The organism is Defluviimonas sp. D31, assembly GCF_033436765.1.
In the GTDB taxonomy this organism is placed as follows: Bacteria; Pseudomonadota; Alphaproteobacteria; order Rhodobacterales; family Rhodobacteraceae; genus Albidovulum.
Genome location: NZ_JAWQFN010000019.1, coordinates 1 through 26,202, shown reverse-complemented (window position 1 = coordinate 26,202; position 26,202 = coordinate 1). Strand labels below are relative to the sequence as shown.

The following is a 26,202-nucleotide window of genomic DNA, read 5'->3' as shown; positions in this document are numbered from 1 at the left end:
CCGCGCGTCAGCTTTGTGGGGAGCACACGCGTCAAGACGCGCGATAGTCCCAACCGTTGGGGACTATTCCGCCGCTACGCCGACCAACTTTGCGCCGGGATTGACAAGTTCCCGCGATCAGTACACTGTCGAAGCGTTCTATCGATACGACGTGACTGACTTCCTGCAGATCACTCCGCAACTCCAGTATGTCGCCAATCCGGCCAACGATCCGACCACGGACAGCATTCTCGTGCTTGGCCTCCGTCTACGCGTTGCGTTCTGACGTGCGGCTATTCCCGTCAGCCCACTGGGACATTTGAGTTGATTTCGTAACGGAGGGTGACCGCTACGGCTGCCGAAAAGGGTGCTAAGCGGCCGCAACTTCTGAACAATCTTCTCGGGCTTGTGCCGCTTGTTCGCCATTCTCCGTCCTCCGTTTCCTAAACATAACGTCGGACCAGTTCAGAACGGGCATTCCACTCAGCGCGGTAACATCGCCAAGAATCCGCTGGAGGGCTTCGAGCGCATCTACGAGGGGGATCGATCTGAGATCATCTGGACGGAAGCCGACATTACGAAGTTCATGGCGGGCGCGCCTGACGAACTCCAGCGAGCGCTGATCCTCGCCATTCACACTGGGCAGCGCTACGGTGACCTCATTCGGCTTCGCTGGTCGGACTTCGACGGTGAAAGCCTGAGCCTGAAACAAAGCACGACGAAAGCTCGGGTCACCGTGCATTGCTCCGAAACCTTGCGTCGCATGCTCGATTCGACGCCGCGTCAGGGTCCCTACATCCTCACGCGAGCCGATGGCCGTCCGTGGTTCACCGAGGGCAGTGACAAGGAACTGGGCAAGCAATGGCGGGTGCATATCATCGAAGCAGGCTTCTACCCTCGGCCCTTAAAGGAGATGACCAAGGCTGAAAAGGCCGGACAACTCCACTTCAACGACCTGCGCGGTACGGCCGTTACGCTTCTGGACAAGGCAGGCGTCGCGATTCCGCAAATGTGTGCGGTCACGGAGCACACGCTCCAATCGGCCACGAGAATTCTGGAGCGCTACATGGCTCGGACTTCGGCCATGTCGCGTGCCGCGATTCAGGCGTTCGAGAACAGTCCGGCAACATCTTTTGCAAACCGACTGCAAACCGGACCGCAACCGGCCCAAGGCGCCGGAGATAAAATCAAGTAAATTCAATTGGAATTATGGTACCGACGCCCCGGCTCGAACGGGGGACCCCCAGATCCACAATCTGGTGCTCTAACCAACTGAGCTACGTCGGCACTCGCGGGGGATTTAGCTCCCTGTCCGCGCGATTGCAAGGGCAGATTGCGCAGGTTCTGCCGACCCGGCCCGCTGGCGAAAGATCCCGGATCCGGTCGGCCATCATCTTTCTGGCGGCCGCACCGTCGCCTGTCCGGACGGTCGTTGAGTGCTTTCGACTTGGCGTGCACGCGGCGCAGGGTTGACCGTTCGACGACACACCCGCTTGTCTCGGCCGGCCTTTCGCGCTAGCGGGGGCGGATCACTGACGGAGGCCATCCATGGGCATCGACAAGGAAAGCGACATCGCGGCCAATCTGCAGATCGGGCCGACCTCGCTCGGCATGGTGCGGATCTATGTCGAGGCCGAAGGCATGGAGCTGCCGCTCGACTTCGACCCCGAGGAGGCAGAGGAGATCGCCGAGGAACTGCGCGCCGCCGCCGAGGCCGCGCGCGACATGGGCGGTTCGGTCAAGGGGAAATCCCCGAAGCGGTGACGCCGGGGTCGCGGTAGCCCTGCAGCCGGAGCGCGGCGTGGCGGGCGAATTTCTGCAGCATCACCTTGCGCCGCGCACCCGCGAGCGGCGCCTCGGGACCGATCCGCAGGATCTCGGCGTCATAGGCATCCGCGAGGATCAGCCCGGTCCCGTCGGGCAGGAGCTCGGTTGGGAATTCGGCATCCACCGCCCAGAAGAAGCGGTCGCCCCATTCGAGGTAGTTGTGCCACTTGCGGTCGGAGGTGAAATCCGTCCGGCTCGACTTGCATTCGACGATCCAGATCTCGCCCTTCGGACCGAGCGCCATGACATCGACCCGGAGCCCCGGCGCAGGCACCAGTTCCTCCACGGTAACGAATCCGTGGTGGAGGAGGTGGCGGCAGACGCCGCGGGCCAGGAGCTGGCCGGGTTGAAGATCGTCCGGCATGAGCCAAATATGAACGCAACGTGAACATCTGTCCAGTGCGACGCCGCCGGGGCGCTTCGGGGACCCCTTGCCGTGGCGTGCACTTCGCCCTATCTCTGGCGCTGGCGGGTTCTGCCCCTCTCGTGCGAGGCCCTTTTCCAGTGGCCGATAATCATTTCCGAGGGAGCTGGCTCTGTCAGGACCGTGGTCCTGATACCCGGCGCCCACCTGGTTGAACCAGGCTCTCGGGAAAAACACGCCTTCACGGCTGCCGCGGTTCCCGCCACCCGGCCACTCCGTCCCCCCGCCGCCAAGAGGCGCCGCAAGCGACGCCCGCCTCCGGCGGGGTTGTTGGCGGCAAGAGGAAATCCGGTCAGCGGCGCCGGGCCGGGACCGCGGCGGCGACGGGCGCGGCCGGCACGCGCTTCGGCTTGCCGCCATCATCGTCGTCCTCGGCCAGCCGCATCACCGCGATGCCGAACTGCACGCCGGAAAAGACGATCCCGTTGAACACCACGAGCATGATCACCGCGAGCCAGCCCTCCTCGGTCGCGCGGACGAGGTGCCAGAGATTGGCGACGTTGAGCCACAGGAGGAGCCCGGTGAAGCAGAGCCCAAGCACGAAGCCGATGGCGACGTGGCGGATGTAGAGGCGGACGAGTGCGGGCATGGCGAGTCTCCGTTTCGACCCAGTCTAGCGCCGATCCGCGGCGGATGGGAGGGACAGGCTGTCGCGCGGCCGCCGACAGGCACGATTCGGGGGAAACGTGCTATCGTGCGGTGGCCCGGGCGACCAAGGGGGATGCCATGCTTTTTCGCCAGCTCTTCGACAAGACCTCCAGCACCTACACCTATCTGCTTGCCAGCCGCGCCGGCGGCGAGGCGCTTTTGATCGACCCGGTTTATGAGCAGACCGGGCGCTATCTGAAACTGCTCGAGGAACTCGACCTGAAGCTCGTGAAGGTGGTCGATACCCATATCCATGCCGACCATGTCAGCGCGATGGGCACGCTCCGCGACGCCACGCGCTGCGTCACCGTTATGGGCGAGCAATCGCCCGCCGACGTGGTCTCGCTCCGGGTCCGCGACATGGATCCCCTGACGATCGAGGGGATCAGGCTCACCGCGCTGCATACGCCGGGCCATACATCGGAAAGCTACAGCTTCCTGATGGACGACCGTGTCTTCACCGGCGACACGCTGCTGATTCGCGGCACCGGTCGCACAGATTTCCAGAACGGCGACCCCTATGCCCAGTATCATTCGCTATTCGAGCGGCTCCTGAAGCTGCCCGAGCAGACCTTCGTCTTCCCCGCGCATGACTACAAGGGCGACACCGTCAGCACGATTGGCGAGGAACTACGCCACAATCCGCGACTTCAGGTTAAATCTGCCGCGGAATATGCCGAAATCATGAACAACCTCAACCTCCCCAACCCGGCGATGATGGATGTCGCGGTGCCGGAGAACCTCAAGCTCGGGCTTCGGCTCGAGGCGCAGCACCGGGTGCCGGCGGTCGAGGTCGAGGAACTGCTGACAGCGTGGCCACCCGAGGGCGTGACGCTCGTCGATATCCGCGAAGAGGGCGAGCGCGCGCGGTTCGGGGTGATCCCCGGGTCGATCCACGCGCCCTACGGACAGTTCGACCAGTATTGCGGCCACTCCGGCCCGCTTGCCGGGCTCGCAAAGGACGGGCGGATCGTGCTCTATTGCGCGGTCGGCGAACGCTCGACGCTGGCGGTCGAGATCGCCGGCGAACTCGGGCTGAGGAACGTCGCCCATATCCCCGGCGGGTTCAGCGCCTGGAGCCGGGCGGGCGGCGCGGTGGAGCGCGTCTGAGGCTCAGAACGCCTCGGGCTTGGCCTCGCGTGCCATGTGGTCGAGGACAGCGTTGACGAATTTCGGCTCCTTGCCCTCGGGGAAGAAGGCGCGGGCGACGTCGACGAATTCGGTGATCACGACCTTCGGCGGGGTCGCGGGCAGGAGGAGTTCCGCCCCGGCCGCGCGAAAGAGTGCGCGCAGCACCGGGTCGATCCGGCCGATCGGCCATTTCGCCACCAGCGCCCGGTCGGTCATCTGGTCGATCCGGGCCTGGAGGTTCACCGCCTCCTCGATGATCTGGCGGAAGAGATGCGGATCGCCCTCGGCCATCTCGTCCTCTTCGTAGGTCGCGCCGAAGCGGTGCGTCTCGAATTCGCGGCGCACCTTGTCGACGGTCTGGCCGGCGGCCTCCATCTGGAAGAGCGCCTGCACGGCATAGAGCCGCGCGGCCGATTTCATCTGGCGTTTGTCGGCGGCGGTCGGTTTGGGGTCTTCGGCGCTCATGCGCGGCTCGGTCCTTCGGGTTCTCCGGCGACACGGAATTCCTCGCCCGCGGGCTTGAATCCGATGCCTTTCGTCTGGCGCGCCCATTTGCGGGAAAGTGCCACCAGATGCAAGGCCGCCGCTGCGGCACCGCCGCCCTTGTTCTGGTCAGCCGGATCGGCGCGGACCTCGGCCTGGCGGCGGTTCTCTACCGTCAGGATGCCATTGCCGATCGCCACCCCGTTCAGACCCAGGAGCGTCAGCCCGCGAGACGAATCGTTGCAGACCGTGTCGTAATGCGTGGTCTCGCCGCGAATGATGCAGCCCAAGGCCACGAAGCCGTCGTAGTCGGCCATCCGGCTCGCCATGCCGATCGCGGTCGGGATCTCCAGCGCACCGGGCACCTCGACAAGGTCGACCTCGGCCCCGGCCTCGGCCGCCACGGCCTTCGCTCCGGCGATGAGATTGTCGGCGATGTCCTTGTAATAGGGCGCGACGACGATCAGGAGTTTCACCCGCTTGTCGAATTTCGGCAGGTCGAGCGTGTGGTGGATTTCCTGTCCGGCCATGGATCAGTCCTCGCTGATGGGCCGCGTGCCCGCGATATGGAGGTCGTAGGCGTCAAGTCCGAGATACCGCGTCAGCGGCGAATCCGTGAGCAGGATCAACTGCTTCAGCCCCATGGCCGAAAGGATCTGCGCGCCTAGCCCGGTCTGCTTGACGGTGCGCGGCCCCTCGTCGGCCTCGACCACGAGCTTCGACTTCGGATCGCGGAAAAGACAAACCGCACCCCTCCCCTCCTTCGCGATGATCTTCATCGCGCGGGCAAGCTCGCCCTCGGGCGAAGGGCCGAGCGCCAGCACGTCCTCGAGCACGTTGAGCGCATGGGTCCGCACCAGCACCGGCTCGGGCGTGGTGATGTCGCCCTTGGTCAGGACGACATGTTCCGTCCCCTCGGTCTGGTCGGTGAAGATCCGCATCGTCCAGTCGCCGCCATAGGCGGAGGTGACGGTCTTGCGGCTCGACTCGCGCACGAGGTTGTCGTGGCGGCGGCGGTAGGCGATGAGATCGGAGATCGTGCCGATCTTGAGCTTGTGCCGCGCGGCGTATTTCACGAGGTCCGGCAGACGCGCCATGGTCCCGTCCTCGTTCATGATCTCGCAGATCACTCCCGAAGGGTTGAGCCCGGCGAGACGGGCCACGTCGACGGCCGCCTCGGTATGGCCGGCGCGAACCAGCACGCCGCCGTCACGGGCGCGCAAGGGGAAGATGTGGCCCGGCGTCGCGATGTCGGCCGGCCCCTTCGTGGGGTCGATCGCGACCGAGACGGTCAGCGCGCGGTCATGGGCGGAGATGCCCGTCGACACGCCCTCGCGCGCCTCGATCGAGGTGGTGAAGGCGGTCTCGTGGCGCGAGGAGTTCTTGGCCGACATGAGCTGCAAGCCCAGCGCCTCGATCCGGGCCGAGGTCAGCGTCAGGCAGATCAGGCCGCGGCCATGCGTGGCCATGAAGTTGATCGCGTCGGGCGTGCACATCTGCGCCGGGATCACGAGGTCGCCCTCGTTCTCGCGGTCCTCGTGATCGACGAGAATGAACATGCGCCCGTTGCGCGCATCCTCGATGATCGCCTCGATGGGCGAAATCGCGTCTTTGAGATCGGCCGTCATCGCATCCGCCCCGCTCTTGTCATCCAACGGTGGCGATAGCCCAATGCCGGAGCTTTGGCCAGCCCGGAGGCGACGCTCAGATGCCGCCTACCGCCGTTTGGCCCCCGAAATAGCGCGCGGCGGTCAGGAACCCCGCCATTCGCGCCGCCGCGACCCAGTCGCGCTCCAGCGCCGTCTCTCCGATCACCACCACGCCGCCCGCCGGTTGGCCGCCCTCCGCCAGGAAGGCCCGCAGCGCCGCGCGCGTCTCGGACCACGTCTGGGCGAGGCCCGGCGCGCGGCCCGCCGCGCCGAACTCGACGCCCTGCCTCGCGAGCCCTTCGCGCACGCGAGCCGGATCGAGCGGCGGCTGCGCCGCGAGAAGCCGCGACACACCGCCGAGCGCGGCGAGCTTCGCGGCATCGACCGGGGCCATCCGGTCACCCTCCCGGATCAGGCGGAGCGCATTGGTGGAGAACAGGAACGCCACGATATCGTGGCCCGACGTGGCGCGAAAACCGGCGTAGGTCCGGTAATCGAGCCCGAGCTCGGCGGCGCGCTTCACGCGGAGCCGCACGATCTCGACCGGCAGCGTCGGCAGGAGCGCGGACCGCGCCTCGCTCCAGCAATGCCGGCGCCAGCTCGCGCCGGGCTCAAGCGTCGGACCGCCGTTGTGGCCGGGATAGCTCATCTGCAATCGCTCTTGATGCCGTTCTGTCAGGCTTGCATCCGCCAGCCGTTCCGGCAAGCCGCGCGACCTGCGGCGCCCTGCCCTGCACCCGGATTGCCCGATTATCCAGCGTGTGCAAATCCGTCCCGCCGAAAACGCGGCGGACCGAGCACGGCGCTCAGCGTGCCGACCAGTCCCGAAGACGCGCGACGTAGCGCGCGAGCGTATCGATCTCGAGGTTGATCCGGTCGCCGACCTTGGCCCGCCCCCAGGTGGTGACCTCCTTGGTATGCGGGATGATGTTGACGCCGAACTCGGCGCCGTCGACCTCGTTCACCGTCAGCGAGGTGCCGTTCAGCGCGACTGAGCCCTTCGGTGCGATGAAACCCGCCAGCGCCTCGGGGGCGCGGAAGGTGAAGCGCGTCGAATCTCCCTCGTCCCGCATCGCGACGATCTCGGCGACGCCGTCGACATGGCCCGAGACGATGTGGCCGCCAAGTTCGTCGCCCACCTTCAGCGCGCGTTCGAGGTTGATCCGGTGGCCGACGGTCCAGGCGCCGATGTTTGTCTTGGCGACGCTCTCGGCCGAGATGTCGACGTCGAACCAGCCGCGCGGTTCTTCGCCCGTGGCGACGACGGTCAGGCAGCAGCCGTCGCAGGCGATCGAAGCGCCGATGTCGATCCCGTCAACCGGATAGGCGGTGGCGATACGGGCGCGCAGGTCGCCCTTCTTTTCCAGCGCGATAACCTCGCCGATATCGGTGACGATCCCTGTGAACATCGGAATTCTCCCTTTGGCCCCTGCCTAGCGCCGCGCCGGTCGCACCGCAAGGGCCGGGCACGCCCCCGCGCCTGCACCGGGAATGTCGCGCCTCCGCCATAGTCTTGCCGCGCCGGCCTGCCAGAAGCGGAAAAGGCCGTGACAGGCGGCGCATTCCGAGGCAGACAGGCCGTCGTTATCAAAGCGGAGCGGGCGTGCAACCAACGCCGTTACATGGGGACAGGACGCGCCGATTCCTGATGCTTCAGGGACCGCACGGGCCATTCTTCCGCCGGCTCGGCGACATGCTGGGAACGGCCGGGGCCGAGGTCTGGCGCGTCGGCTTCAACAAGGGCGACGAGGTCTTCTGGGGCCGGAAAGGCTATATCCCCTTCACCGGGCGGGCCGCAGACTGGGCCGAAACCTGCGCCACCCTCCTCGACGACCTCGCGATCACCGACATCGTGCTCTATGGCGACGGCCGCCCGGTCCATGCCGCCGCGGTCGCCGCGGCGCGCCAGCGCGGCCTCACCGTCCATGTCTTCGAGGAAGGCTACCTGCGGCCCTACTGGGCGACCTACGAGCGCGGCGGCTCGAACGGCAATTCCCGGCTGATGGCGATGTCGGTCGCCGACATGCGCGCCGCCCTCGCGCGGTCCGACATGGAGCTGCCAAAGGCGCCGGCGCATTGGGGCGACATGCGCGAGCATATCTTCTACGGCGCGCTCTACCATTTCATGGTGCTGGCCCTCAACTGGCGCTACCGCGGCTTCCGGCCGCATCGCGGCCTCACCGTGGCGGCCGAGTTCCGGCTGCACCTGAAGCGCCTCTTGCTCATGCCCTGGCACCGGTTCCAGCGCCGGATCGCCACCTGGCGGATCCGCTCCGGCGGCTTTCCCTACCATCTCGTTCTGATGCAGCTCGAACATGACGCGAGCTTCCGCGAGCATTCCGACTTCGCCTCGATGACGGATTTCCTGACGCTCTGTCTCGACGCCTTCGCGACCGGGGCGCCGCGCCATCACCACATCGTTTTCAAGGCACACCCGCTCGAGGACGAGCGCGCTGCGGTGAGCCGAACGATTCGCGACACCGCGCGGCGGCTCGGCATCGCCGGTCGGGTGCATTTCGTCCGCGGCGGCAAGCTCGCCCAGCTTCTCGACGCGGCGCGAAGCGCGGTGACAGTGAACTCGACCGCCGCGCAGCAGGTGCTGTGGCGCGGATTGCCGCTCAAGGCCTTCGGACGGGCGGTCTACAACCAGCCGGAATTCGTTTCGGCCCAGCCGCTGACCGCATTCTTCGCCGAACCGCAGCGCCCCGACGGGCGCGCCTATCGCGACTACCGGCACTATCTGCTGGAAACCTCTCAGGTTCCCGGCGGCTTCTACGCCTCGCGCAGCCGACGCCGACTGCTGCGGCAGGTCGTCGACATGATGCTCGCCACCGACGACCCCTATGAGGCGCTGGTCTCGGGCACGGCGGCGCCCCGACAACAGTTGGTGGCCGTCGAATAGTTGCACTGGCCTTCACCGCTCCGTTTGGCTAGGTTCCCGCGCATTCTTCAGACTCATCCCCGCGAGAGGAGCCCCGAGCAGTGAATTCCGTCGCAGCCCGTTGGGCCAGATCCGTGACCCTTGTCGTTGCTATGGCGGGTCTCACCGGCTGCGGGCTGCCGCGCTCCGGCCCGTCCAGGGGCGAGCTTCTTGAAACCGGCGCCACGCAGAGCGACAACGCCGTCGTCGTACCGGTCGACAGGCGGATCGCGCGCGCCGCCTCCGCGACACCGGCGCTCGGCTTCTCGCAGGACTTCCAGTCGGCCGGTATCGTCGGCTCCGACGACATCCGCCCCGGTGACGTGCTCGGACTGACTGTGTGGGAGAACGTGGACAACGGCCTTCTCGCCAGCCAAGGCATGAACTCGACCGCCCTCACGGAGGTGCAGGTCGACGGCGACGGCTTCATCTTCGTGCCCTATGCCGGCCGCGTCATGGCCTCCGGCAACACGCCCGAAGGCCTGCGCCAGCTCATCACCGGTAAGCTCGACGCCCAGACGCCCGATCCGCAGGTAACCGTGACGCGGCTCGCGGGCGACGGCGCCACCGTCACCGTACTGGGCAGCATCGGCGGCCAGGGCGTCTACCCGCTCGAACGGCCGACCCGAACCCTTTCGGCGATGCTCGCCAAGGCCGGCGGCGTGGTGATCGAGCCCGAGGTCGCGCAGGTCGTCGTCACCCGTGGCGGAAAGTCCGGCCGGGTCTGGCTCAAGGATCTCTATTCCAACCCGCGCATGGATATCGCGCTCCGCCCCGGCGACGTGATTCTGGTCGAGAAGGACCAGCGCAGCTTTACCGCCATCGGTGCGACCGGCGCGCAGAACCGTGTCCAGTTCGAGACCCAGTCGCTCTCGGCGATCGAGGCGCTTGCGCAGGTCGGCGGCCTTTCCACGAACTTCGCCGATGCGACAGGCGTCTTCGTGCTACGCGACGAGACGCCCGCCGTGGCGAACGCGGTGCTCGGCCGCTCCGACATCGCCGGCCCGCAGCGAATCATCTACGTTCTTGACCTGACCAAGCCGAACGGCCTGTTCAACGCCCGCGACTTCATGATCCGCGACGACGACACGGTCTATGTGACCGAGGCGCCCTACGTGCAGTGGACCAAGACCTTCGCGGCCGTGAACGGCAGCCTGTCTCCGGTCAACTCGATCGCGTCGCTCACCGGCAACTGATGATCACGCAGCCTGAAAAGTCAGCCGCCGGCGCCGAGGCCCGGCGGCTGTTCGTCTTTTCCGGCGGCTTCCTGACCCAGCCGCGAATCCGCCGGATCCTGACGCTGGCGGGGTACGACATCCGGATCGGAAAGCCGCGCGGAGAGAGCGATCTGATCGGCGTCTGGGGCAAGAGCCCGACCGCGCCGCGCGGCGAGGCGGTCGCGGACTGGACTGATACCCCGGTCGTGCGGATCGAGGACGCCTTCCTGCGCTCGATCCGGCCCGGACGCGCGGGCGGCGAGCCGCCGCTCGGCCTCCTTATCGACCCGAGGGGGGTGCATTTCGACAGCTCCAAACCGTCGCAAATCGAACATATTCTCGCGACCGACCCTCTCGATGACGGCGCCGTTCTCCAGCTTTCGCGCGATGGGATCGAGCGGCTGAAGGCGCTCCACTTGTCGAAATACAACAATTTCGACCCCGAGTTGCCGGTGCCGGAACCCGGCTATGTCCTCGTTCTCGACCAGACCCGTGGCGACGCCTCCATCGAGCATGGCGGCGCGAGCGACTCGACATTCCGCGAGATGCTGGTCTTCGCGCAGGAGGAGCATCCCGGCGCCCGCATCGTCATCAAGACCCATCCCGAGACCGCCGCCGGCCGCCGGTCTGGACATTACACCGAGGGCCATGCCCACGGCCGGATCTCGGTCCTGTCCGACCCGGTCTCGCCCTGGGCGCTGATGGAAGGCGCGGTCGCGGTCTATACCGTCTCGTCGCAGCTCGGCTTCGAGGCGATCATGGCCGGTCACCGACCGCGGGTCTTTGGTCAGCCCTTCTACGCCGGCTGGGGCCTGACCGAGGACGAGAGCCCGGTCGCGCGGCGCGAGCGGAGACTGACCCGCGCCCAGCTCTTCGCCGCGGCGATGATCCTCGCGCCGACCTGGTACGATCCCTGCCGTGACCGGCTTTGCAGCTTCGAGGAGGCGGTCGACCACCTCGAAGCGGGGGTGCGCGCCTTCCGCGAGGACCGCGCAGGCCATGTCGCGGTCGGCATGAGGCTCTGGAAGCGGCGGCACCTGCAAGCCTCCTTCGGGCGCGAGCGGCGGCTGGTCTTCGAGGATGATCCCGGCCGAGCCGCTGCGCGGGCCAAGGCCGAGAATCGCAGTCTCTTGGTCTGGGCCGGAAAGGAAAACGACAGGCTCCGCGACCTGGCCGGAGATCTTGCGCTTGTCCGGGTCGAGGATGGGTTCCTGCGCTCGCGCGGGCTCGGCGCCGAACTGGTCCCGCCGCTGTCACTGGTCGCCGACCGGAGCGGGATCTACTACGACCCCTCGCGCGGGAGCGACCTCGAGAAGCTGATCGAGGCCGGTCCGCCAGCCGGCGGCGAGGCGCGGGCCGAGCGTCTCCTGGCGAAGCTCGTCGCCGCGCGTCTGACCAAGTACAATCCCGTAACCGCGTCGCTGCCGAAGCTGCCCGAAGGGCACCGGATCCTCGTGCCGGGGCAGGTCGAGGACGACGCCTCGATCCGCCTCGGCGCCGGCCGGGAGCGGACCAATATCGCGCTGCTCTCGCGCGTGCGGGCAGAGAACCCAAAGGCGGTAATCCTCTACAAGCCCCATCCCGATGTCGAGGCCGGGCTGCGCGCCGGCGTGGTGTCGAAGGCCGAGGCCGAGGCGCTCGGGCTCGCCAACCTGGTGCTGTCGGGAGCCGATCCGGTCAGCCTGATCGAGGCGGTCGACGAGGTCTGGACGATCACGTCGCTCCTGGGGTTCGAGGCGCTCGTGCGCGGTCGCAAGGTCACCTGCCTCGGCATGCCCTTCTATGCCGGCTGGGGGCTGACGCACGACCTGTTCGCTGCGCCTGCCCGCCGCAAGGCCCGGCCGAGCATCGCCGCGCTCGCCCACGCGGCGCTGATTGCCTATCCGCGCTATGTCGATCCGGTCTCTGGCCTGCCCTGCCCGCCCGAGGTGATCGTCGAGCGGCTCGCGGCGAACGACATCCCATTGCCGGGACCCGCGAACCGGATCCTGTCGAAGCTTCAGGGACTTCTTGCGAGCCAGTCCTGGCTCTGGCGGTGACCGGCCGGGAACGGCGGTCGGGATGCCTCGGGAAAGATGAAGGGGTATCAGTCCCTCGACCACAGGCTGAGAAGGTCGGGACCGTGCGTCGAGGTCGACACGAGGCGCAGACGCGGCGCGGCGGCAAGCCGGGTGAGGCCGAGCGCACCGACTGCGGGGCGGCCGCCGGCGCCGAGTGCCAGCCCGGCGGAAAAGAGCGCGAGCTCGTCCACGAGATCGGCCTTGATGAGCGCCGCGGCGAGTTGGCCGCCGCCTTCGCAGAAGACGCGCGTGAGACCCGCCTGACCGAGCGTGGCGAGAATCGCCGCCGGATCGAGTCCGTCGGGCGTTTCGGCGCATTCGATGAGCCGGGCGCCGGCAGCTTCCCAGTGCGCCCGCCGCGCCTTGGGGGCGGCGGGGCCGTGCACGAGCCAGAGCGGCACCTCGCGCGCGGTACGGGCGAGATTTCCGTCCGCGACGAGGTCGAGACTGCGGGCGGCGACGATCCGCACCGGCTGATGCGTCACGCCGAGGCCGCGCACGGTCAGCGTCGGATCGTCGGCGCGTGCGGTGCCCGCGCCGACGAGCACCGCGTCATGGGCCGCGCGCATCGCATGAACCTTCGCCCGTGCCTCCGGACCGGTGATCCACTGACTTTCGCCCGACGCCGTGGCGATGCGCCCGTCGAGGCTGGTGGCGAGTTTCAGCGTCACCATAGGCCGGCCGAGCCGGATGCGCGACAGGAAACCTTTCTGAAGCGCGGCCGCCTCTGCCGCCATCACACCCGCCGTCACCTTGATTCCCGCCGACCGAAGCATCGCATGACCGCGCCCCGCGACACGGGGATCGGGATCCTCGAGCGCCGTGACGACCCGCGCCACGCCCGCCGCGATCAGCGCCTCGGCGCAGGGCGGAGTGCGCCCGTGATGGGCGCAGGGCTCAAGGCTGACATAGGCGGTGGCGCCCCGCGCCGCGGCGCCGGCTTGGGCGAGCGCCACGGTCTCCGCGTGCGGTCGCCCGCCTGGCTGGGTCCAGCCGCGCCCGAGGACGCGGTCTTCGCTCGCGATGACGCAGCCCACCGCCGGGTTGGGCCAGACCCGGCCAAGCCCGCGCCGGGCGAGGCCGAGGGCGAGAGAGATGAAGCGCCGATCGCGGTCGCCGGTCACTCTTCCGCCGCGCCGGCGGGGCGCAGTTCAGAGACGAACTTGTCGAAATCGTCGGCGGCCTGGAAGTTCTTGTAGACCGAGGCGAAGCGCACGTAGGCGACGGTGTCGATCCGCGCCAGCGTCTCCATCACGATCTCGCCGATGGTCTTCGACGGGATGTCGGTCTCGCCCATGCTCTCGAGCCGCCGCACGATGCCGGAGATCATCTGGTCGATGCGCTCGGGGTCGATCGGACGCTTCTGCATCGCGATCCGGATCGAACGCTCAAGCTTGTCGCGATCGAAATCCTCGCGCTTGCCTGAGGACTTGATCACCACGAGGTCGCGGAGCTGGACCCGCTCATAGGTGGTGAAGCGCCCGCCGCAGGCCGGGCAGAACCGGCGCCTGCGGATGGCGACGTGATCCTCGGCCGGACGTGAATCCTTGACCTGCGTATCGACATTTCCGCAAAACGGACAGCGCATTCCCTTCCCCTCGGCCCTGAACCCCTCTTATCCACAGGCACTATAGGCGCACCTCTAGGATTTGGGTAGGGGGCAATTGGCGCCACCAGATACCGGAGAATGGACGATCACGCTGCAAAGGCGCAGACTGTTTCCACCCCGCGCCCTCAGCCAGAGACGCGCGCGCCCCAGAAAGGAGCACACCATGACCGTCGCCCGTGTCACCGAAATCTCCGCCACCTCAACCAAGAGCTTCGAGGATGCCGTCAATCAGGGCATCGACCGCGCCTCCAAGACGCTGCGCGGCGTCACTGGTGCCTGGATCAAGGAGCAGAAGGTCACGGTTTCCAGCGGGTCGATCGCCAGCTACCAGGTCAACATGATGGTGAGCTTCGTGCTCGACGACTGAGCTAGCGGCCGAACCAGGCCACGACCTCGCGCGCATGAGGCGCGCGGCGGTGCTCGAAGAGATAGATACCCTGCCAGGTGCCAAGTGCCGGGCGACCGGCGAGCACCGGGATCGACAGGCTGACCGGCAGGAGTGCTGCCTTGATATGGGCGGGCATGTCGTCCGGCCCCTCGTAGGTATGGGTGAGGTAGGCCATCGCCGGATCGTCAGAGGGCGGCACCAGACGGTGGAAGAATTCCGTGAGGTCGCGCCGCACCTCGGGATCGGCGTTCTCCTGGATCGCGAGCGAGCAGGAGGTGTGGCGCACGAAGAGCGTGAGCAGCCCGTCGCCCTGACCGGCGCAGAACCCGCGCGCGCGGTCGGTGAACTCGTAGAGGCCAGGGCCGCGCGTGGCGATCGCGAAGGTATCGTGCCGGCTCATCGCGCGAGGCTCGGGCGCGGTGCGGGACGGGCGGGGGTGCGGGCGGGGTGTCGGGTCATGCCCGCACTATAGCGTTCGGCCCGAAGGGTGCCAGTGCGGCGGCTATGCCCCGGCCACCGCCGCGTGGACGATCCGGCGGTAGCCGGCCTCGCCATGCCAGAACCCGTCAGAGAACGGCACGCCAAGCTCCAGCGCGTCGAGCCGCGCGCCTGCATCGCCGGGGCCGATCTCTCCGTCGGCAAGCGCGCGGAAAACCGTCGCCACCGCCACCATGTCCTGCATCTGCGGCCCGAGCCTCAGCGCCGTGACCCCGAGTTCGGCCATGTCGGGCACCGCGCCGGCAAGGTTCACATAGCTCCGCGACATGGTCTGGATTCCGTTCACGATCAGGAACGCCTTGCCGTCAGTCGTGTCGAGCGGCATCCCGTCGGGATCCTCCTCGCAGATGAACTGGCAATTGTCCTTGGTCCGGCCATGTGCGCGGGCGTGGTAGCAGCGCGCAGAGAGTGCCAGCGAGGCGCGACCGAAGACCTGGACCTCGGTCCCGACGCCGAGCGCCCTCGCCCGCCCGGCCAGCACCGCGACCGAGGCACGCGGCAGTTCCGCGGGCAGCGCGAAATGGGTCGCCCCCCGGCCCGCGAGGAAGGCCATCGTCTCCTCGTTGTAGACGTTCATGTAGGGGCCGACCCGGTGCGGCTTGCCCGTAAGATGCAGCAGCGCCGCGGCATTGTTGGCCTCGACGTCGCGCCCGTCCTCGCCGGCGCAGAGCCCCTCGGTCGCCTTCCGCTCGCGCTTCAGCATGATCTCGGCGAGCGATGAGAGAACCACGCGCTTGCCCGCCCGTTCCAGCCGGTCGGCGATCTCGGGCAGGTCGGGCTCGGAGAACGGCGCGCGTTTCGAGCAAATCACCTCGCCGAGATAGACGGTGTCGACCGGCGCTTCGTCGGCGATCCGGGCATAGAAGTCGCGCCGGGCCTCGGCGGACCAGTGGAAGGGGATCGGCCCCAGCGTGAGTTCCATCGTCACCGCCATGTCTTTGTCTTGAAGGCGCCCTGGGTCTCCTTCTGGCCCTCGGTGAGCGCCAGAAGGTTCGCCAGTTCGGGCTCGCGCCCGGCGCGGATCGAGTCGACCGCGGCACGGAAGGCCGCGACGACCTGGCGCACATAGGCGCGCGACCGCTGGCGGCCCTCGATCTTGAAGGCGTGGACACCGGCCGCCATCAAATCCGGCAGGAGCCGCGAGAGGTTGAGGCTGATCGGCTCCTCGAAGGCGTAGTAGCCGTCGGGCCGGCAGGGCGCGCGATAGCGGCCCTTGCAGATCGTCGGGTAGCCCGCCGTCTCGTCTGGCGCGAAGCGGTCGATGGTGAAGGCACCAAGCCTCGTCGACATCGAGCCGTCCGCCTCGCGCCGGTATTCGACGTCGTTCGCGGGCGAGCAGACGCCGCCCATGTTGGTCGAAAGCCCGGTCGCGTAGTTGGTCAAGGAACAGCGTCCCTCCACCATGAGCCCGTGGTTGCCGAAGATGAAGGTCTCGATCTCGCAAGGAATCTCGGCGGCGAGCGCGCGGATCTCGGGCACCGTCAGGATGCGCGGCAGCACGACGCGGCGGATGCCGAAGGCCTCGACATAGTAGCGGATCGCCTCGGGGCTGGAGGCCGCGGCCTGGACCGAGAGGTGCAGGCGCTGGCCGGGATGGGTGCGGCGGATCCAGTCGGCGACGCCCATATCGGCGACGATCATCGCGTCGACGCCGTATTTCGCGCCGAGATCGGCCGCCTCCTGCCAGAGGCCGAACTTGCCGGCCGGCGGGAAAGTATTGAGGGCCAGGAGCACCTTGGCACCCTTCCGGTGGGCATAGGCGACGCCTTCGGCCATCTCGTCGGGGGTGAAGTTCAGGCCCGGAAAGTTGCGCGCGTTGGTGGCGTTCTGAAAACCGCAATAGACCGCGTCCGCGCCGGCATCGACGGCGGTGCGCAATGCAGCCGGCGTCCCGGCGGGACAGACAAGCTCGGCCGTGGTCATGCCCGTGCCTCCTTCATGCGCGCCCGTTCGCCGGCCCGTCGCATTGCCGCGAGAGCCGCCCGGCCCGGCGCGCCGAACATGCCCGCGACGCGTTCGGCGATCGAGCCGTCGATATCGTCGAGCGCATTGCGCAAGGAAACCACCGCCTCGGTATTGCCCTCGATCACCAAAGCGCGCGAGAAGAAGAGCGCGTCCCCGTCGAGGTCGGCATCGATGAGTTCCAGAAGGTCGAGGAACTTGCCCGATATATGCGCGGCGTGGGGCGGCAACGCGCGGCGCGACACGGCGCGCAGGATCGGCTTTTCGCGGTCCGGGCGCAGGTGCAGCGCGAAGGGGAGGTTGATGGGGTCGATGATGTAGTCCGCCCCGACCCAGGGGCCGAGGCGGTTGAACATCGACGGGTTCTCGGCCGCGACCCGGCGCACGATCCGCGCAAGGATCGGCTGCAGAGGGAACAAAGGCAGCGGAAGCGGGATCATGCGGGCGGGGCGACCGGACTCAGGGGCGTTCATGCGGCTGAAGTATCATGGCAGACGGGGCTCCGACTTGATGTTTGTCAAGTCGCCAGCCACTCCGGCAAAGGTGATCCCTCCCCCGGCGGCTTCGTGTTAGGCTTCGGTTTTGGCAAGCCAGAACGGAGCATCCGGATGAACCGATTGACAGCAAAGGATTTCAGCCCCGAACTCCTCGAGCTTTACGACTTTTACGCGCACGGCATGATCACCAAGCGCGAATTCCTTGATCGGGCAGGGAAATACGCCGTGGGCGGGCTTACCGCAGCGGCGCTCCTGTCGATGATGAGCCCGAATTACGCGATGGCCGAACAGGTCAGCTTCAACGATCCCGATATCCGGGCCGACTATGTCACCTACCCCTCGCCGAACGGCCATGGCGAGGTGCGCGGCTACCTCGTGCGGCCATCGGCCGCGGAGGGCAAGCTGCCCTCGGTCGTGGTGGTGCACGAGAACCGCGGACTCAATCCCTATGTCGAGGACGTGGCGCGCCGCCTTGCCAAGGCGGGCTTCATGGCGCTGGCGCCCGACGGGTTGACCTCGGTCGGCGGCTATCCGGGCAATGACGACGAGGGGCGCGAGCTGCAGAAATCCGTCGACGGCACCAAGCTGATGAACGACTTCTTCGCGGCGGTGGAACACATGATGGCGCATGAGGGCTCGACCGGCAACGTCGGCATCGTCGGCTTCTGCTATGGCGGCGGCGTGTCGAATGCCGCGGCGGTGGCCTATCCCGAACTGAAGGCTGCCGTGCCGTTCTACGGCCGACAGGCCGCGGCGGAGGACGTGCCGAAGATCAAGGCCGCGCTGATGCTGCACTATGCCGAACTCGACGAGCGGATCAACGCGGGCTGGCCGGACTACGAGGCCGCGCTCAAGGCCGCCGGAACCAACTACCAGGCCTTTATCTACGAGGGCGCCAACCACGGTTTCCACAACGATTCGACGCCGCGCTACGATCAGGCGGCGGCGGAACTCGCCTGGGAGCGGACGCTGAGCTTCTTCAAGGAGAAACTCGGCTAAGGGCGGGGCTCGCGCCCCACACCTCGCGAACCGAACCGGCCATCCCGGGTCAGCGCTGCCGCTCGCGCGTCTTTCGGCGGAACTCGCAGAGCGCCTGGGCATGGCCGGCCGTTATCCCCGCGCCGGTGGCGCCGAGCACCGCGAGGCCCGTGGAGCTTGCCGCCGCCTCGGGTTTCAGCGTGAACCGGATTCCCTCGCCCGCGCGGCGCGGCGGCTCGGAGGCGCGGTAGATCAGCTGGGTCGGATTGAGATGCAACGACCGGATCGCGTAATCACCCGCAGCACACCAGAAATCCGACGGACCACCGCGGCCGCGCCAGGGAACGAAGAAGCTGTCGGGACCCTCCGGCTGAACGACGAGCCCGTTCTGGGAGATGAAGGCCGAGGCCGGGCTCGCGGCGAGCGCGAGCATCAAAGGCAAGACGGCGGCGGTCAGACGCATGACGATCCCTTTCGAATATCCGGACATCTTTATAAGGGCGCCACGCCGGCAAGCCCATCCCATGTTCAGTGCCCCGGCAACTGGAACTGGTTGCGGCAATGGGATTGCGCCGCCCGCGCGGTCATGCCCGCGCCCTGGCCCCCGAAGGTGGTGAAGCCGGTGGTGCTCGCCGCCGCGTCCGGATCAAGCGTAAACCGGATCCCCTCACCCGAACGGCGCGGCGGCTCGGAGGCGCGGTAGATCAGCTGTCCGGGCGGCAGGTGAAGAACCCGCACCCCGTAATCCCCCGCCGCGCACCAGAATTCGGAAAGCCGCGAGAGCCCCCGGTAGGGAATGTGAAACTCGCCCTTGCCGATCGGCTCCACGACAAGACCGTTCTCGGCAAGATAGGCCGCTGCGGGCGCCGCGGGCAGGACCGCGAGCAACAGGGCGGGAATGAGGCGCATCGTCTCCCTTTCTCGGTCGAACCACAAACATAGGTGCGGCGGCGGTTCTTCCCAATGCTGACGGACGTCCTCTTTGCACCAATCGCCGCTCAGACGCCATTGAAGGCGATATTTGCCCGAAAACTGGGCGTCGTTTATCCACTTGTTGAATCTTGCTAACACCGAACCCGTGCATCAAAAAAGGCGCCCCGAGGGGCGCCTTGTGATTTCTCACTGATCGAGGAAGCTCCTGAGCTTCCTTGACCGGCTCGGATGCTTCAGCTTCCGGAGCGCCTTCGCCTCGATCTGGCGGATCCGTTCGCGGGTGACCGAGAACTGCTGGCCCACTTCCTCGAGCGTGTGATCGGTGTTCATGCCGATGCCGAAGCGCATCCGGAGCACCCGTTCCTCGCGCGGCGTGAGCGAGGCCAGAACCCGCGTCGTCGTCTCCTTCAGGTTCTCCTGAATCGCGGAGTCGAGCGGCAGGATCGCGTTCTTGTCCTCGATGAAATCGCCGAGCTGGCTGTCCTCCTCGTCGCCGATCGGCGTCTCGAGCGAGATCGGCTCCTTGGCGATCTTCATCACCTTGCGGACCTTTTCGAGCGGCATCTGCAGCTTCTCGGCCAGTTCCTCGGGCGTCGGCTCGCGGCCGATCTCGTGCAGCATCTGGCGGCCGGTGCGGACGAGCTTGTTGATCGTCTCGATCATGTGGACCGGGATGCGGATCGTGCGGGCCTGGTCGGCGATCGAGCGGGTGATCGCCTGACGGATCCACCATGTCGCATAAGTGGAAAACTTGTAGCCGCGCCGGTACTCGAACTTGTCCACCGCCTTCATCAGGCCGATGTTGCCTTCCTGAATGAGATCAAGGAATTGCAAGCCGCGGTTCGTGTACTTCTTGGCGATGGAGATGACGAGGCGCAGGTTCGCTTCGACCATTTCCTTCTTCGCCTGCCGGGCTTCCTTCTCGCCCTTCTGGACCTGGTTCACGATGCGGCGGAACTCGGATATGTCGACGCCGACATACTGGCCGACCGTCGCCATCTCGTTGCGCAGCCCCTCGACCTTTTCGCTCGACTTCTCGATCAGGGTCTGCCAGCCGCGGCCGGACTTCTCGGCCATGCGGTCAAGCCAGGTCGGGTCGAGTTCGTAGCCGCGGTACTCGTCGATGAACTCGCGCCGGTTGATGCGGGCGGCGTCGGCGAGCTTCACCATGTTCGAATCGATCGACATGATCTTGCGGTTGATGCCGTAAAGCTGGTCGATCAGCGCTTCGATGCGGTTGTTGTGCAGGTGCAATTCGTTCACCAGCACGACGATCTCGGAGCGCAGCTTCTGATAGGCGGACTCGTCGGCGATCGAGAAGCTGTCGTCCTCGTTCAGCGTCGCCGACATCCGCAGATCCTGCATCTCGGAGAGCGTGGCATAGTCGCGGGCGATGTTTTCGAGGATCTCGAGCACGCGCGGCTTCAGCGCCGCCTCCATCGCCGCGAGCGACATGTTGGAGGCATCGTCCTCGTCGTCGTCGTCGCGGCTGATCGGGTTGCCATCGGCGTCGAGCTCGGGCTCGGCCTCGGCCTTTCGCTGGGGCTGGGACTCGACACCCTCGACCACCGGCTCATCGTCATCCTCGTCGTCGTCGAGGGAGCGGCCGAACGTGGTCTCGAGGTCGATCACGTCGCGCAGGAGAATGTCCTCGCTCAGAAGTTCGTCGCGCCAGATGGTGATGGCCTGGAACGTCAGGGGGCTCTCGCAGAGACCCGCGATCATCGTGTTGCGGCCAGCCTCGATGCGCTTGGCGATGGCGATCTCGCCCTCGCGCGAAAGAAGCTCCACCGTGCCCATCTCGCGCAGGTACATCCGCACCGGATCGTCGGTGCGGTCGAGCGTCTCGCCCGAGGTCGTGGCGACCGCCACCTCGCGCGAGGTCGAGGCCTCCACGACGGCGCCGCCGCTGCCGCCCTCGCTTTCCTCGGCCTCCTCGTCCTCGATGACGTTGATGCCCATCTCGGAGAGCATCGACATCACGTCCTCGATCTGCTCGGAGGAGACCTGTTCGGGCGGAAGCACCTGATTGAGCTGATCGTAGGTTATGTACCCACGCTCGCGCGCGTCGGCGATCATCTTCTTGACCGCGGCCTGGCTCATGTCGAGGGAGTGTTCGCTTTCGTCGGCGTCGGGCTTCTGCTCGTCGGTGTCCTTGGCGGCCATAGGGGCTCCTTCAGAGGTCGGGCGACTCGGTAGGACGAATCGGTTCCCGGTTTGTAGCGAATCATGAGCGCGAATCACAGGGGTCGCGGCCCCGCCCCCCGTGCCCGGCTCAGTGTTTCTTCTTCTCCCAGGCGGCGCCGTCAATCAGGCGCTGGAGCTGGGCCGACAGGGCGGCGCGATCCTCGCCCATGTCACTGTCGTCGTCGAGTTTCGAGCGGTCGGCGCGGTGCCGCGCCTCGGCGGCCTGGCTCAGCCGCCAGGTCAGCCCTTCGTCGACAAGGCCGGTGAGATCCTCCATCGCATCCTCGATCTCGGCCGCCGCGCCGCGGCGCGCCTCGAGCTTGGCAAGCTCCTCGGCAAGGCACATGACGGCCAGCTCGGCATTGGCTGCGTTGCGCACGGGAGGAGCGCTCTGGACGTGGGCGAGTGCCATAAGCTTTTCAAGGTCGCCCCCCGCCGCGTCCTCAATTTTTCTGCGAAAAATCGCGCTGTCCCCGGCGGCGTCGCCCGCATGGGCGGCGTTGATGAGCGCGTTCAGCAGGCGCTCGTGGCCAGGATCGCGCATCTCGACGGTCTCGAGCTGGCTCTCAAACCGGGCGACGCAGGCGGGGTGGGTGATGGCGATGGCGAGGATCATCGCCTCGCGCAGGTAATCCTCGACCTCGGCGCCGGGCGCGGCGGCGAGCAGCGAGGCGCGGGTCGCGGGGAGAGGCTCGGCCTGGGCAGGCCGCCACTTCCCCCCCGGACCGCCGGGGCGGTAACTCGACGCGGTCCGGTCCGGCCGGCGCGCGGTGCCGAAAAGCTCCCAGCGCAGTCGCTTGATCTCCTCGCCGTAGTGGGTGCGTATCGAGGGGTCGGCGATGCGCTTGATCGCCGCCCGCAGCGACTTGTCGAGCGCCGCCTTGCGTTCGGGACTGTCGAAGACGCGGCCCTCGGTCTCGCGCCGCCAGAGGAGGTTCACCATCGGCTGCGCCTCGGCGACGAGCGCCGCCATCGCCTCGCGGCCGCGCAGCTTGATCAGGTCGTCGGGATCCATGCCCTCGGGCAGGATCACGAACCGAAGGGCCTGCCCCGCCTCGAGCATGGGAAGGGCCAGATCGACGAGACGGGTCGCGGCCCGGATGCCGGCGGCGTCGCCGTCGAGCATGATCAGGGGCTCGGGCGAGAGCCGCCAGAGAAGCCTGAGCTGATCCTCGGTGATCGCGGTGCCGAGGGGCGCCACCGCAGCCTCGAAACCGGCGCCGACGAGCGCGATCACGTCCATATATCCCTCGGCCACGACCAGCGGCTGGCCCTTGCCCGCGGCCTCGCGCGCGGGTCCGTGGTTGTAGAGGCTGCGACCCTTGTCGAAGAGCTCGGTCTCGGGCGAGTTCAGGTACTTGGCGTTGTCGTTCGGGTCCATCGCCCGGCCGCCGAAGGCGATGCAACGACCGCGGGCGTCGCGGATCGGGAACATGATCCGGTTGCGGAACGTGTCGTAGGGCGCCTTGCCCTTGGTGCTCGGCCGCGCGAGGCCGGCGCCGAGGATCAGGTCCTCGGCGATGCCGCGCGCGCGCAGCGCATCCCAGAGCCCCTGCCAGCCATCAGGCGCGAAGCCGATCTCGAACCGGTCCTGCGCCGCCTCCGGGAGCTTGCGGCGAGCGAGATAGTCGCGCGCCGAGGCGCCGGCGGCGGTCTTCAGCTGCAGACGGTAATGGCGGACAGCCTCCTCCATCACCTTCGCGAGCTCGGTGCGGCGATCGGCGCGTTCGGCGGCTTTCGGATCCTGGGCCGGCATCTGCATCCCGGCATCGCGGGCCAGCGCCTCGATCGCCTCAAGGAAGCCCATGTTCTCGGTCTCGCGCAGGAAGGAGACGGCATCGCCCTTCGCATGGCAGCCGAAGCAGTAGTAATAGCCCTTCTGGTCGTCGACGTGGAACGAGGCGGATTTTTCCTGATGGAACGGGCATGGCGCCCAGAGATCGCCCTTGGCCTGGTTCGACTTGCGCATGTCCCATGTGACCTTGCGCCCGACCACGCGCGAAAGCGACGTGCGGGTGCGCAGTTCATCGAGGAAGCCGGGAGGAAGACTCATGGGCCGACTATATCGGCATTGCGGGCCGCCGGGGCAAGAGACTTGCCCCATCGCGCCAGCCGGTCACGGCAGCGCGCGCGCGAGCACGATTTCGCAGCGACCGCAGGACGGGCCACGCGCTTCGGCTGCCGGAACCTGCGAAAAGCCGGCCCTCGCATAGATCTCCTGCGCCGCCCGGTTCGACGCGCCAACCTCAAGCCGCATCTCGCGGATCCCGGCCGCCGCCGCATCCGCCAGCGCGGCGGCGATGAGCCCTAGCGCATGGCCACGCCCACGCGCAGAGGGTGCCACGAAGACCGAGGTGAGCCAGCCGCGGGTCTGTTGTTCGGTGTCGCGGGACCAGCTGGCCGAGCCGACCGGCTCCGCCCCGTCGAAGGCGAGGAAGACCGGGTTGGACGCGATCTGCGCGGCGAAATCGGCGAGCGGGCGGTTTTCCCATTCGGAATGCCGGCTGGAAAACGCCTCGGGCGCGGTTGCGAGCGCGAGAAGCCGGACCCGCCGCCAAAGCGCGGCCTCGTCCGGGCTGATCCGACGCACCGTCATTCGGGGTGGGATGGAGCCTTGTGCGACGGCGCCACATAGGGGCGGGTCACGTCCTTCATCGTGAGATCGAGGCATTCCACCTCGGCCGCGATCGCGCCGTCACCCGCGAGCGTGAGTTCGACGCGGCCCGCACCATCCGCGCCGGGCTGCCAGGCGATGGAAAGGAGCGACAGCACCGTCGACGTGTCGGTGCGGTCAATGCCCTGCGAGGCGACCCCGGTCACGCCGCTGATCACCAGAAGCGAACGCACCCGCTCATAGGGCCGACCGCGTGCCTCGGCGGCGCTGCGGTCCTCCCAGCGGAAGCGGTTAAGAAGCAACGCAAGGCGGCGCGCCTTCGGCTGCCAGCTCATGTCGGTGATCGCGAAGACCGCGTCCTGCGCGAGCGCGGAGATCACCGGCACGTCCTCGGCCGCCTCGGCCTTGAGGTGAAGCGGGCGTTCGGCCGCGTCCTCGAATCGTGCGTCTTCGCCCATCACTCGCCCTTCACCCGTTCGATCCGCGCACCGCAGGCCGAAAGCTTCTCCTCGACCCGCTCGTAGCCGCGGTCGAGGTGGTAGACCCGGTTGACCACGGTCTCGCCCTCGGCGCCAAGACCGGCAAGGATCAGCGAGACCGAGGCCCGCAGATCGGTCGCCATCACCTGCGCGCCCTTCAGCCGCTCGACCCCGGTCACGGTCGCATGGCCGCCGTGAACCTCGATCTCGGCGCCCATCCGCATCAGTTCCGGGGCATGCATGAAGCGGTTCTCGAAGATCGTCTCCTCGAGCAGGCTGGTGCCCTTCGCGGTGGCCAGAAGCGCCATCATCTGCGCCTGAAGATCGGTCGGGAAGCCGGGGAAGACCTCGGTCTTCACGTCGACCGCGCGCGCCCGTCCGTTCAAGCGCGCAACCTTGAGGCCGTTCTTGGTCTCGCTGACCTCGATCCCGGCGGCGTGTAGCTTCTCGCAGAAGGCAGGCAGGAGGTCCATGCGGCCGCCGATCAGCTCGACCTCGCCGCCGGCGATCGCGGGCGCGATCATGTAGGTGCCAAGCTCGATCCGGTCGGCGACGACCGGATGGGTGGCGCCGTGCAGCCGGTCGACGCCCTCGATGGTGATCGTGTCGGTGCCCTCGCCCTCGACATGGGCGCCCATCGCGCGCAGGCATTTCACAAGGTCGACGATCTCTGGCTCGCGCGCGGCGTTTTTCAGGACCGTGGTTCCCTTGGCGAGAGTCGCCGCCATCACCACGTTCTCGGTCGCGCCGACCGAGGCGAATCGCTGCTCGATCACCGCGCCCTTCAGGCCGCGCGGGGCCACGGCATGCAGGTAGCCGTCCTTCAGCTCGATCTCGGCGCCGAGCGCCTCGAGCCCGGCGATGTGGATGTCCATCGGCCGCGCGCCGATGGCGCAGCCGCCCGGCAGCGAAACGATCGCCCGCCCGGCCCGCGCAAGGAGCGGCCCGAGCACGAGGTTCGAGGCGCGCATCTTGCGGACGATGTCATAGTCGGCGGTGAGGTTGTCGAGGTCGTGGCTCGACATCGCCAGCACCCGACCCTCCTGCATCGAGCGCACCTCGGCGCCGAGCGATTCGAGGAGCGTCGTCATGGTCTTGATGTCCGAGAGACGCGGCGCATTGGTGAGCGTGAGCGGCTCGTCGCTCAGGAGCGTGGCCGGCATCAGCGCAAGGCAGGCGTTCTTGGCGCCGGCGATCGGGATCTGGCCTCTGAGCTCGGTGCCGCCGGTGACGATGATCGAATCCATGCTGCCTCAGCTTTCCTTTTCGTTCCCGTCCGGCTTGGCGGCGCGGGCGCGCGCCTGCGCCTTGCGGCGGGCCAGATTTGCCTTCAGCGCCGCCTTGAGCCGCGCCTCGCGCGTCTCCTCGCCTTTCGGGGGCGGGGATTTCGGGGATTTCCTGTCCATGGCGCCCTCTCTACAGCGGACGGCAGAAAGCGTCCAGATTGCCCTTGCGCGGGGCGGAATTCGCGTCTATCACCCGCCACACGCAAACGGGCTGCGGTAGCTCAGTGGTAGAGCACTCCCTTGGTAAGGGAGAGGTCGAGAGTTCAATCCTCTCTCGCAGCACCATATTTCCACAAAACTCATGATTTGAGATTGCGATGCTCCCTTGAGCAGCCTTACCTGACTGGTCCAGTTTGATTGTTAGTGCATGAGCGGCCTCTGCTCCACTGGGATGATGGTCTCGGGTGCCGGTGATCGATAGCCGAGAGCGCTG

Annotated in this window: 30 protein-coding genes and 2 tRNA genes; 10 read left to right on the top strand and 22 right to left on the bottom strand. The window is 67.4% G+C overall.

Annotation, left to right across the window (positions count from 1 at the left end):
- Both R5H32_RS19320 and R5H32_RS19315 read left to right on the top strand, forming a co-directional pair.
- Positions 1-265: carbohydrate porin (locus tag R5H32_RS19320; protein ID WP_318340311.1), on the top strand; the 265-nt coding region annotated here is incomplete at its 5' end.
- Between the two features lie 129 nt (positions 266-394).
- The gene (locus R5H32_RS19315; protein WP_318340310.1) at positions 395-1,174 is read left to right on the top strand and encodes a tyrosine-type recombinase/integrase; all 780 of its coding nucleotides are present in this window, start codon (positions 395-397) and stop codon (positions 1,172-1,174) included.
- A gap of 15 nt (positions 1,175-1,189) precedes the next feature.
- Here R5H32_RS19315 and R5H32_RS19310 read toward each other — a convergent pair.
- Positions 1,190-1,266 (bottom strand) — tRNA-His (locus R5H32_RS19310).
- A 261-nt stretch (positions 1,267-1,527) separates the two neighbouring features.
- On the opposite strand from R5H32_RS19310, the gene R5H32_RS19305 reads away from it, so the two are divergent.
- Positions 1,528-1,743 (top strand): DUF6324 family protein, encoded by a 216-nt coding sequence (locus R5H32_RS19305; RefSeq protein WP_263339747.1) that lies wholly within the window; start codon positions 1,528-1,530, stop codon positions 1,741-1,743.
- On the opposite strand, the gene R5H32_RS19300 is transcribed toward R5H32_RS19305, so the two are convergent.
- Together R5H32_RS19300 and R5H32_RS19295 are read right to left on the bottom strand one after the other, a co-directional pair.
- Positions 1,718-2,170, bottom strand: a complete 453-nt coding sequence (locus tag R5H32_RS19300; RefSeq protein ID WP_318340309.1) for an MmcB family DNA repair protein — start codon at positions 2,168-2,170, stop codon at positions 1,718-1,720. The two genes, R5H32_RS19305 and R5H32_RS19300, sit on opposite strands and share 26 nt — an antisense overlap.
- A 352-nt stretch (positions 2,171-2,522) precedes the next feature.
- Positions 2,523-2,819 carry a hypothetical protein gene (locus R5H32_RS19295; protein WP_318340308.1) on the bottom strand — a complete coding sequence of 99 codons (297 nt, stop codon included), beginning with the start codon at positions 2,817-2,819 and terminating at the stop codon, positions 2,523-2,525.
- 137 nt (positions 2,820-2,956) lie between these two features.
- On the opposite strand from R5H32_RS19295, the gene R5H32_RS19290 reads away from it, so the two are divergent.
- Positions 2,957-3,988, top strand: a complete 1,032-nt coding sequence (locus R5H32_RS19290; RefSeq protein ID WP_318340307.1) for an MBL fold metallo-hydrolase — start codon at positions 2,957-2,959, stop codon at positions 3,986-3,988.
- A gap of 3 nt (positions 3,989-3,991) precedes the next feature.
- On the opposite strand, the gene nusB is transcribed toward R5H32_RS19290, so the two are convergent.
- The 5 genes from nusB to R5H32_RS19265 form a co-directional block, all read right to left on the bottom strand.
- A complete protein-coding gene (gene nusB / locus R5H32_RS19285; RefSeq protein WP_318340306.1) occupies positions 3,992-4,474 on the bottom strand; it encodes a transcription antitermination factor NusB in 483 nt (160 codons plus the stop codon).
- A complete protein-coding gene (locus tag R5H32_RS19280; RefSeq protein WP_318340305.1) occupies positions 4,471-5,022 on the bottom strand; it encodes a 6,7-dimethyl-8-ribityllumazine synthase in 552 nt (183 codons plus the stop codon). The genes nusB and R5H32_RS19280 overlap by 4 nt, the downstream gene beginning before the upstream one ends.
- Positions 5,023-5,025: 3 nt before the next feature.
- Positions 5,026-6,120: a 3,4-dihydroxy-2-butanone-4-phosphate synthase gene (gene ribB, locus R5H32_RS19275; protein ID WP_318340304.1), complete on the bottom strand. Its 1,095-nt coding sequence runs from the start codon at positions 6,118-6,120 to the stop codon at positions 5,026-5,028.
- A 76-nt stretch (positions 6,121-6,196) separates the two neighbouring features.
- Positions 6,197-6,790, bottom strand: coding sequence for a hypothetical protein (locus R5H32_RS19270; protein WP_318340303.1), 594 nt, complete (start codon positions 6,788-6,790; stop codon positions 6,197-6,199).
- Positions 6,791-6,947: 157 nt separating this feature from the next.
- Positions 6,948-7,550, bottom strand: coding sequence for a riboflavin synthase (locus R5H32_RS19265; protein WP_318340302.1), 603 nt, complete (start codon positions 7,548-7,550; stop codon positions 6,948-6,950).
- Positions 7,551-7,789: 239 nt separating this feature from the next.
- Between R5H32_RS19265 and R5H32_RS19260 the strand changes: the two genes are divergently transcribed.
- From R5H32_RS19260 to R5H32_RS19250, 3 genes are all read left to right on the top strand, one after another.
- Positions 7,790-9,043: a capsule biosynthesis protein CapA gene (locus R5H32_RS19260; protein WP_318340301.1), complete on the top strand. Its 1,254-nt coding sequence runs from the start codon at positions 7,790-7,792 to the stop codon at positions 9,041-9,043.
- A 131-nt stretch (positions 9,044-9,174) separates the two neighbouring features.
- Positions 9,175-10,257 (top strand): polysaccharide biosynthesis/export family protein, encoded by a 1,083-nt coding sequence (locus R5H32_RS19255; protein ID WP_318340312.1) that lies wholly within the window; start codon positions 9,175-9,177, stop codon positions 10,255-10,257.
- Entirely contained in the window at positions 10,257-12,317 is a 2,061-nt protein-coding gene (locus R5H32_RS19250) for a capsular polysaccharide biosynthesis protein (protein ID WP_318340300.1), read from the top strand. Before R5H32_RS19255 ends, R5H32_RS19250 begins: the two co-directional genes overlap by 1 nt.
- A 47-nt stretch (positions 12,318-12,364) precedes the next feature.
- Here R5H32_RS19250 and ribD read toward each other — a convergent pair whose 3' ends face one another.
- Positions 12,365-13,462 (bottom strand): bifunctional diaminohydroxyphosphoribosylaminopyrimidine deaminase/5-amino-6-(5-phosphoribosylamino)uracil reductase RibD, encoded by a 1,098-nt coding sequence (ribD, locus tag R5H32_RS19245; RefSeq protein ID WP_318340299.1) that lies wholly within the window; start codon positions 13,460-13,462, stop codon positions 12,365-12,367.
- A complete protein-coding gene (gene nrdR / locus R5H32_RS19240) occupies positions 13,459-13,926 on the bottom strand; it encodes a transcriptional regulator NrdR (protein ID WP_263339780.1) in 468 nt (155 codons plus the stop codon). The genes ribD and nrdR overlap by 4 nt, the downstream gene beginning before the upstream one ends.
- 184 nt (positions 13,927-14,110) lie before the next feature.
- Between nrdR and R5H32_RS19235 the strand changes: the two genes are divergently transcribed.
- Complete coding sequence (locus tag R5H32_RS19235) at positions 14,111-14,314, top strand: dodecin family protein (protein WP_318340298.1); 204 nt, start codon at positions 14,111-14,113, stop codon at positions 14,312-14,314.
- Position 14,315: 1 nt separating this feature from the next.
- Here the strand turns inward: R5H32_RS19235 and R5H32_RS19230 are convergent, their stop codons facing one another.
- The 4 genes from R5H32_RS19230 to R5H32_RS19215 all read right to left on the bottom strand — a co-directional run bounded on the left by R5H32_RS19230 (position 14,316) and on the right by R5H32_RS19215 (position 17,235).
- A complete protein-coding gene (locus tag R5H32_RS19230; protein WP_318340297.1) occupies positions 14,316-14,735 on the bottom strand; it encodes a secondary thiamine-phosphate synthase enzyme YjbQ in 420 nt (139 codons plus the stop codon).
- A gap of 102 nt (positions 14,736-14,837) precedes the next feature.
- On the bottom strand, positions 14,838-15,767 hold the full coding sequence (gene ubiV / locus R5H32_RS19225) for a ubiquinone anaerobic biosynthesis protein UbiV (RefSeq protein WP_318340296.1): 930 nt from the start codon (positions 15,765-15,767) through the stop codon (positions 14,838-14,840).
- A complete protein-coding gene (locus R5H32_RS19220) occupies positions 15,758-16,756 on the bottom strand; it encodes a ubiquinone anaerobic biosynthesis protein UbiU (protein ID WP_318340295.1) in 999 nt (332 codons plus the stop codon). Before R5H32_RS19220 ends, ubiV begins: the two co-directional genes overlap by 10 nt.
- On the bottom strand, positions 16,753-17,235 hold the full coding sequence (locus R5H32_RS19215) for a ubiquinone anaerobic biosynthesis accessory factor UbiT (protein WP_318340294.1): 483 nt from the start codon (positions 17,233-17,235) through the stop codon (positions 16,753-16,755). Before R5H32_RS19215 ends, R5H32_RS19220 begins: the two co-directional genes overlap by 4 nt.
- 168 nt (positions 17,236-17,403) lie before the next feature.
- Here R5H32_RS19215 and yghX point away from each other — a divergent pair, with 168 nt between their 5' ends.
- Complete coding sequence (gene yghX / locus R5H32_RS19210) at positions 17,404-18,291, top strand: YghX family hydrolase (RefSeq protein ID WP_318340293.1); 888 nt, start codon at positions 17,404-17,406, stop codon at positions 18,289-18,291.
- Positions 18,292-18,340: 49 nt separating this feature from the next.
- Here the strand turns inward: yghX and R5H32_RS19205 are convergent, their stop codons facing one another.
- The 8 genes from R5H32_RS19205 to R5H32_RS19170 form a co-directional block, all read right to left on the bottom strand.
- Complete coding sequence (locus R5H32_RS19205) at positions 18,341-18,733, bottom strand: hypothetical protein (RefSeq protein ID WP_318340292.1); 393 nt, start codon at positions 18,731-18,733, stop codon at positions 18,341-18,343.
- 65 nt (positions 18,734-18,798) lie between these two features.
- Positions 18,799-19,179 (bottom strand): hypothetical protein, encoded by a 381-nt coding sequence (locus tag R5H32_RS19200; protein ID WP_318340291.1) that lies wholly within the window; start codon positions 19,177-19,179, stop codon positions 18,799-18,801.
- Between the two features lie 210 nt (positions 19,180-19,389).
- A complete protein-coding gene (rpoD, locus tag R5H32_RS19195; RefSeq protein WP_318340290.1) occupies positions 19,390-21,369 on the bottom strand; it encodes an RNA polymerase sigma factor RpoD in 1,980 nt (659 codons plus the stop codon).
- 109 nt (positions 21,370-21,478) lie between these two features.
- Entirely contained in the window at positions 21,479-23,443 is a 1,965-nt protein-coding gene (gene dnaG, locus R5H32_RS19190; RefSeq protein ID WP_318340289.1) for a DNA primase, read from the bottom strand.
- A 63-nt stretch (positions 23,444-23,506) separates the two neighbouring features.
- Positions 23,507-23,986 (bottom strand): GNAT family N-acetyltransferase, encoded by a 480-nt coding sequence (locus R5H32_RS19185; protein WP_318340288.1) that lies wholly within the window; start codon positions 23,984-23,986, stop codon positions 23,507-23,509.
- Complete coding sequence (locus tag R5H32_RS19180) at positions 23,983-24,462, bottom strand: DUF2948 family protein (protein WP_318340287.1); 480 nt, start codon at positions 24,460-24,462, stop codon at positions 23,983-23,985. The genes R5H32_RS19185 and R5H32_RS19180 overlap by 4 nt, the downstream gene beginning before the upstream one ends.
- Positions 24,462-25,730 carry a UDP-N-acetylglucosamine 1-carboxyvinyltransferase gene (murA, locus tag R5H32_RS19175; protein WP_318340286.1) on the bottom strand — a complete coding sequence of 423 codons (1,269 nt, stop codon included), beginning with the start codon at positions 25,728-25,730 and terminating at the stop codon, positions 24,462-24,464. Before murA ends, R5H32_RS19180 begins: the two co-directional genes overlap by 1 nt.
- A 6-nt stretch (positions 25,731-25,736) precedes the next feature.
- Positions 25,737-25,889 carry a hypothetical protein gene (locus tag R5H32_RS19170; RefSeq protein ID WP_263339813.1) on the bottom strand — a complete coding sequence of 51 codons (153 nt, stop codon included), beginning with the start codon at positions 25,887-25,889 and terminating at the stop codon, positions 25,737-25,739.
- A 90-nt stretch (positions 25,890-25,979) separates the two neighbouring features.
- Between R5H32_RS19170 and R5H32_RS19165 the strand changes: the two genes are divergently transcribed.
- Positions 25,980-26,054, top strand: a tRNA-Thr gene (locus tag R5H32_RS19165).
- Positions 26,055-26,202: the final 148 nt, after the last annotated feature.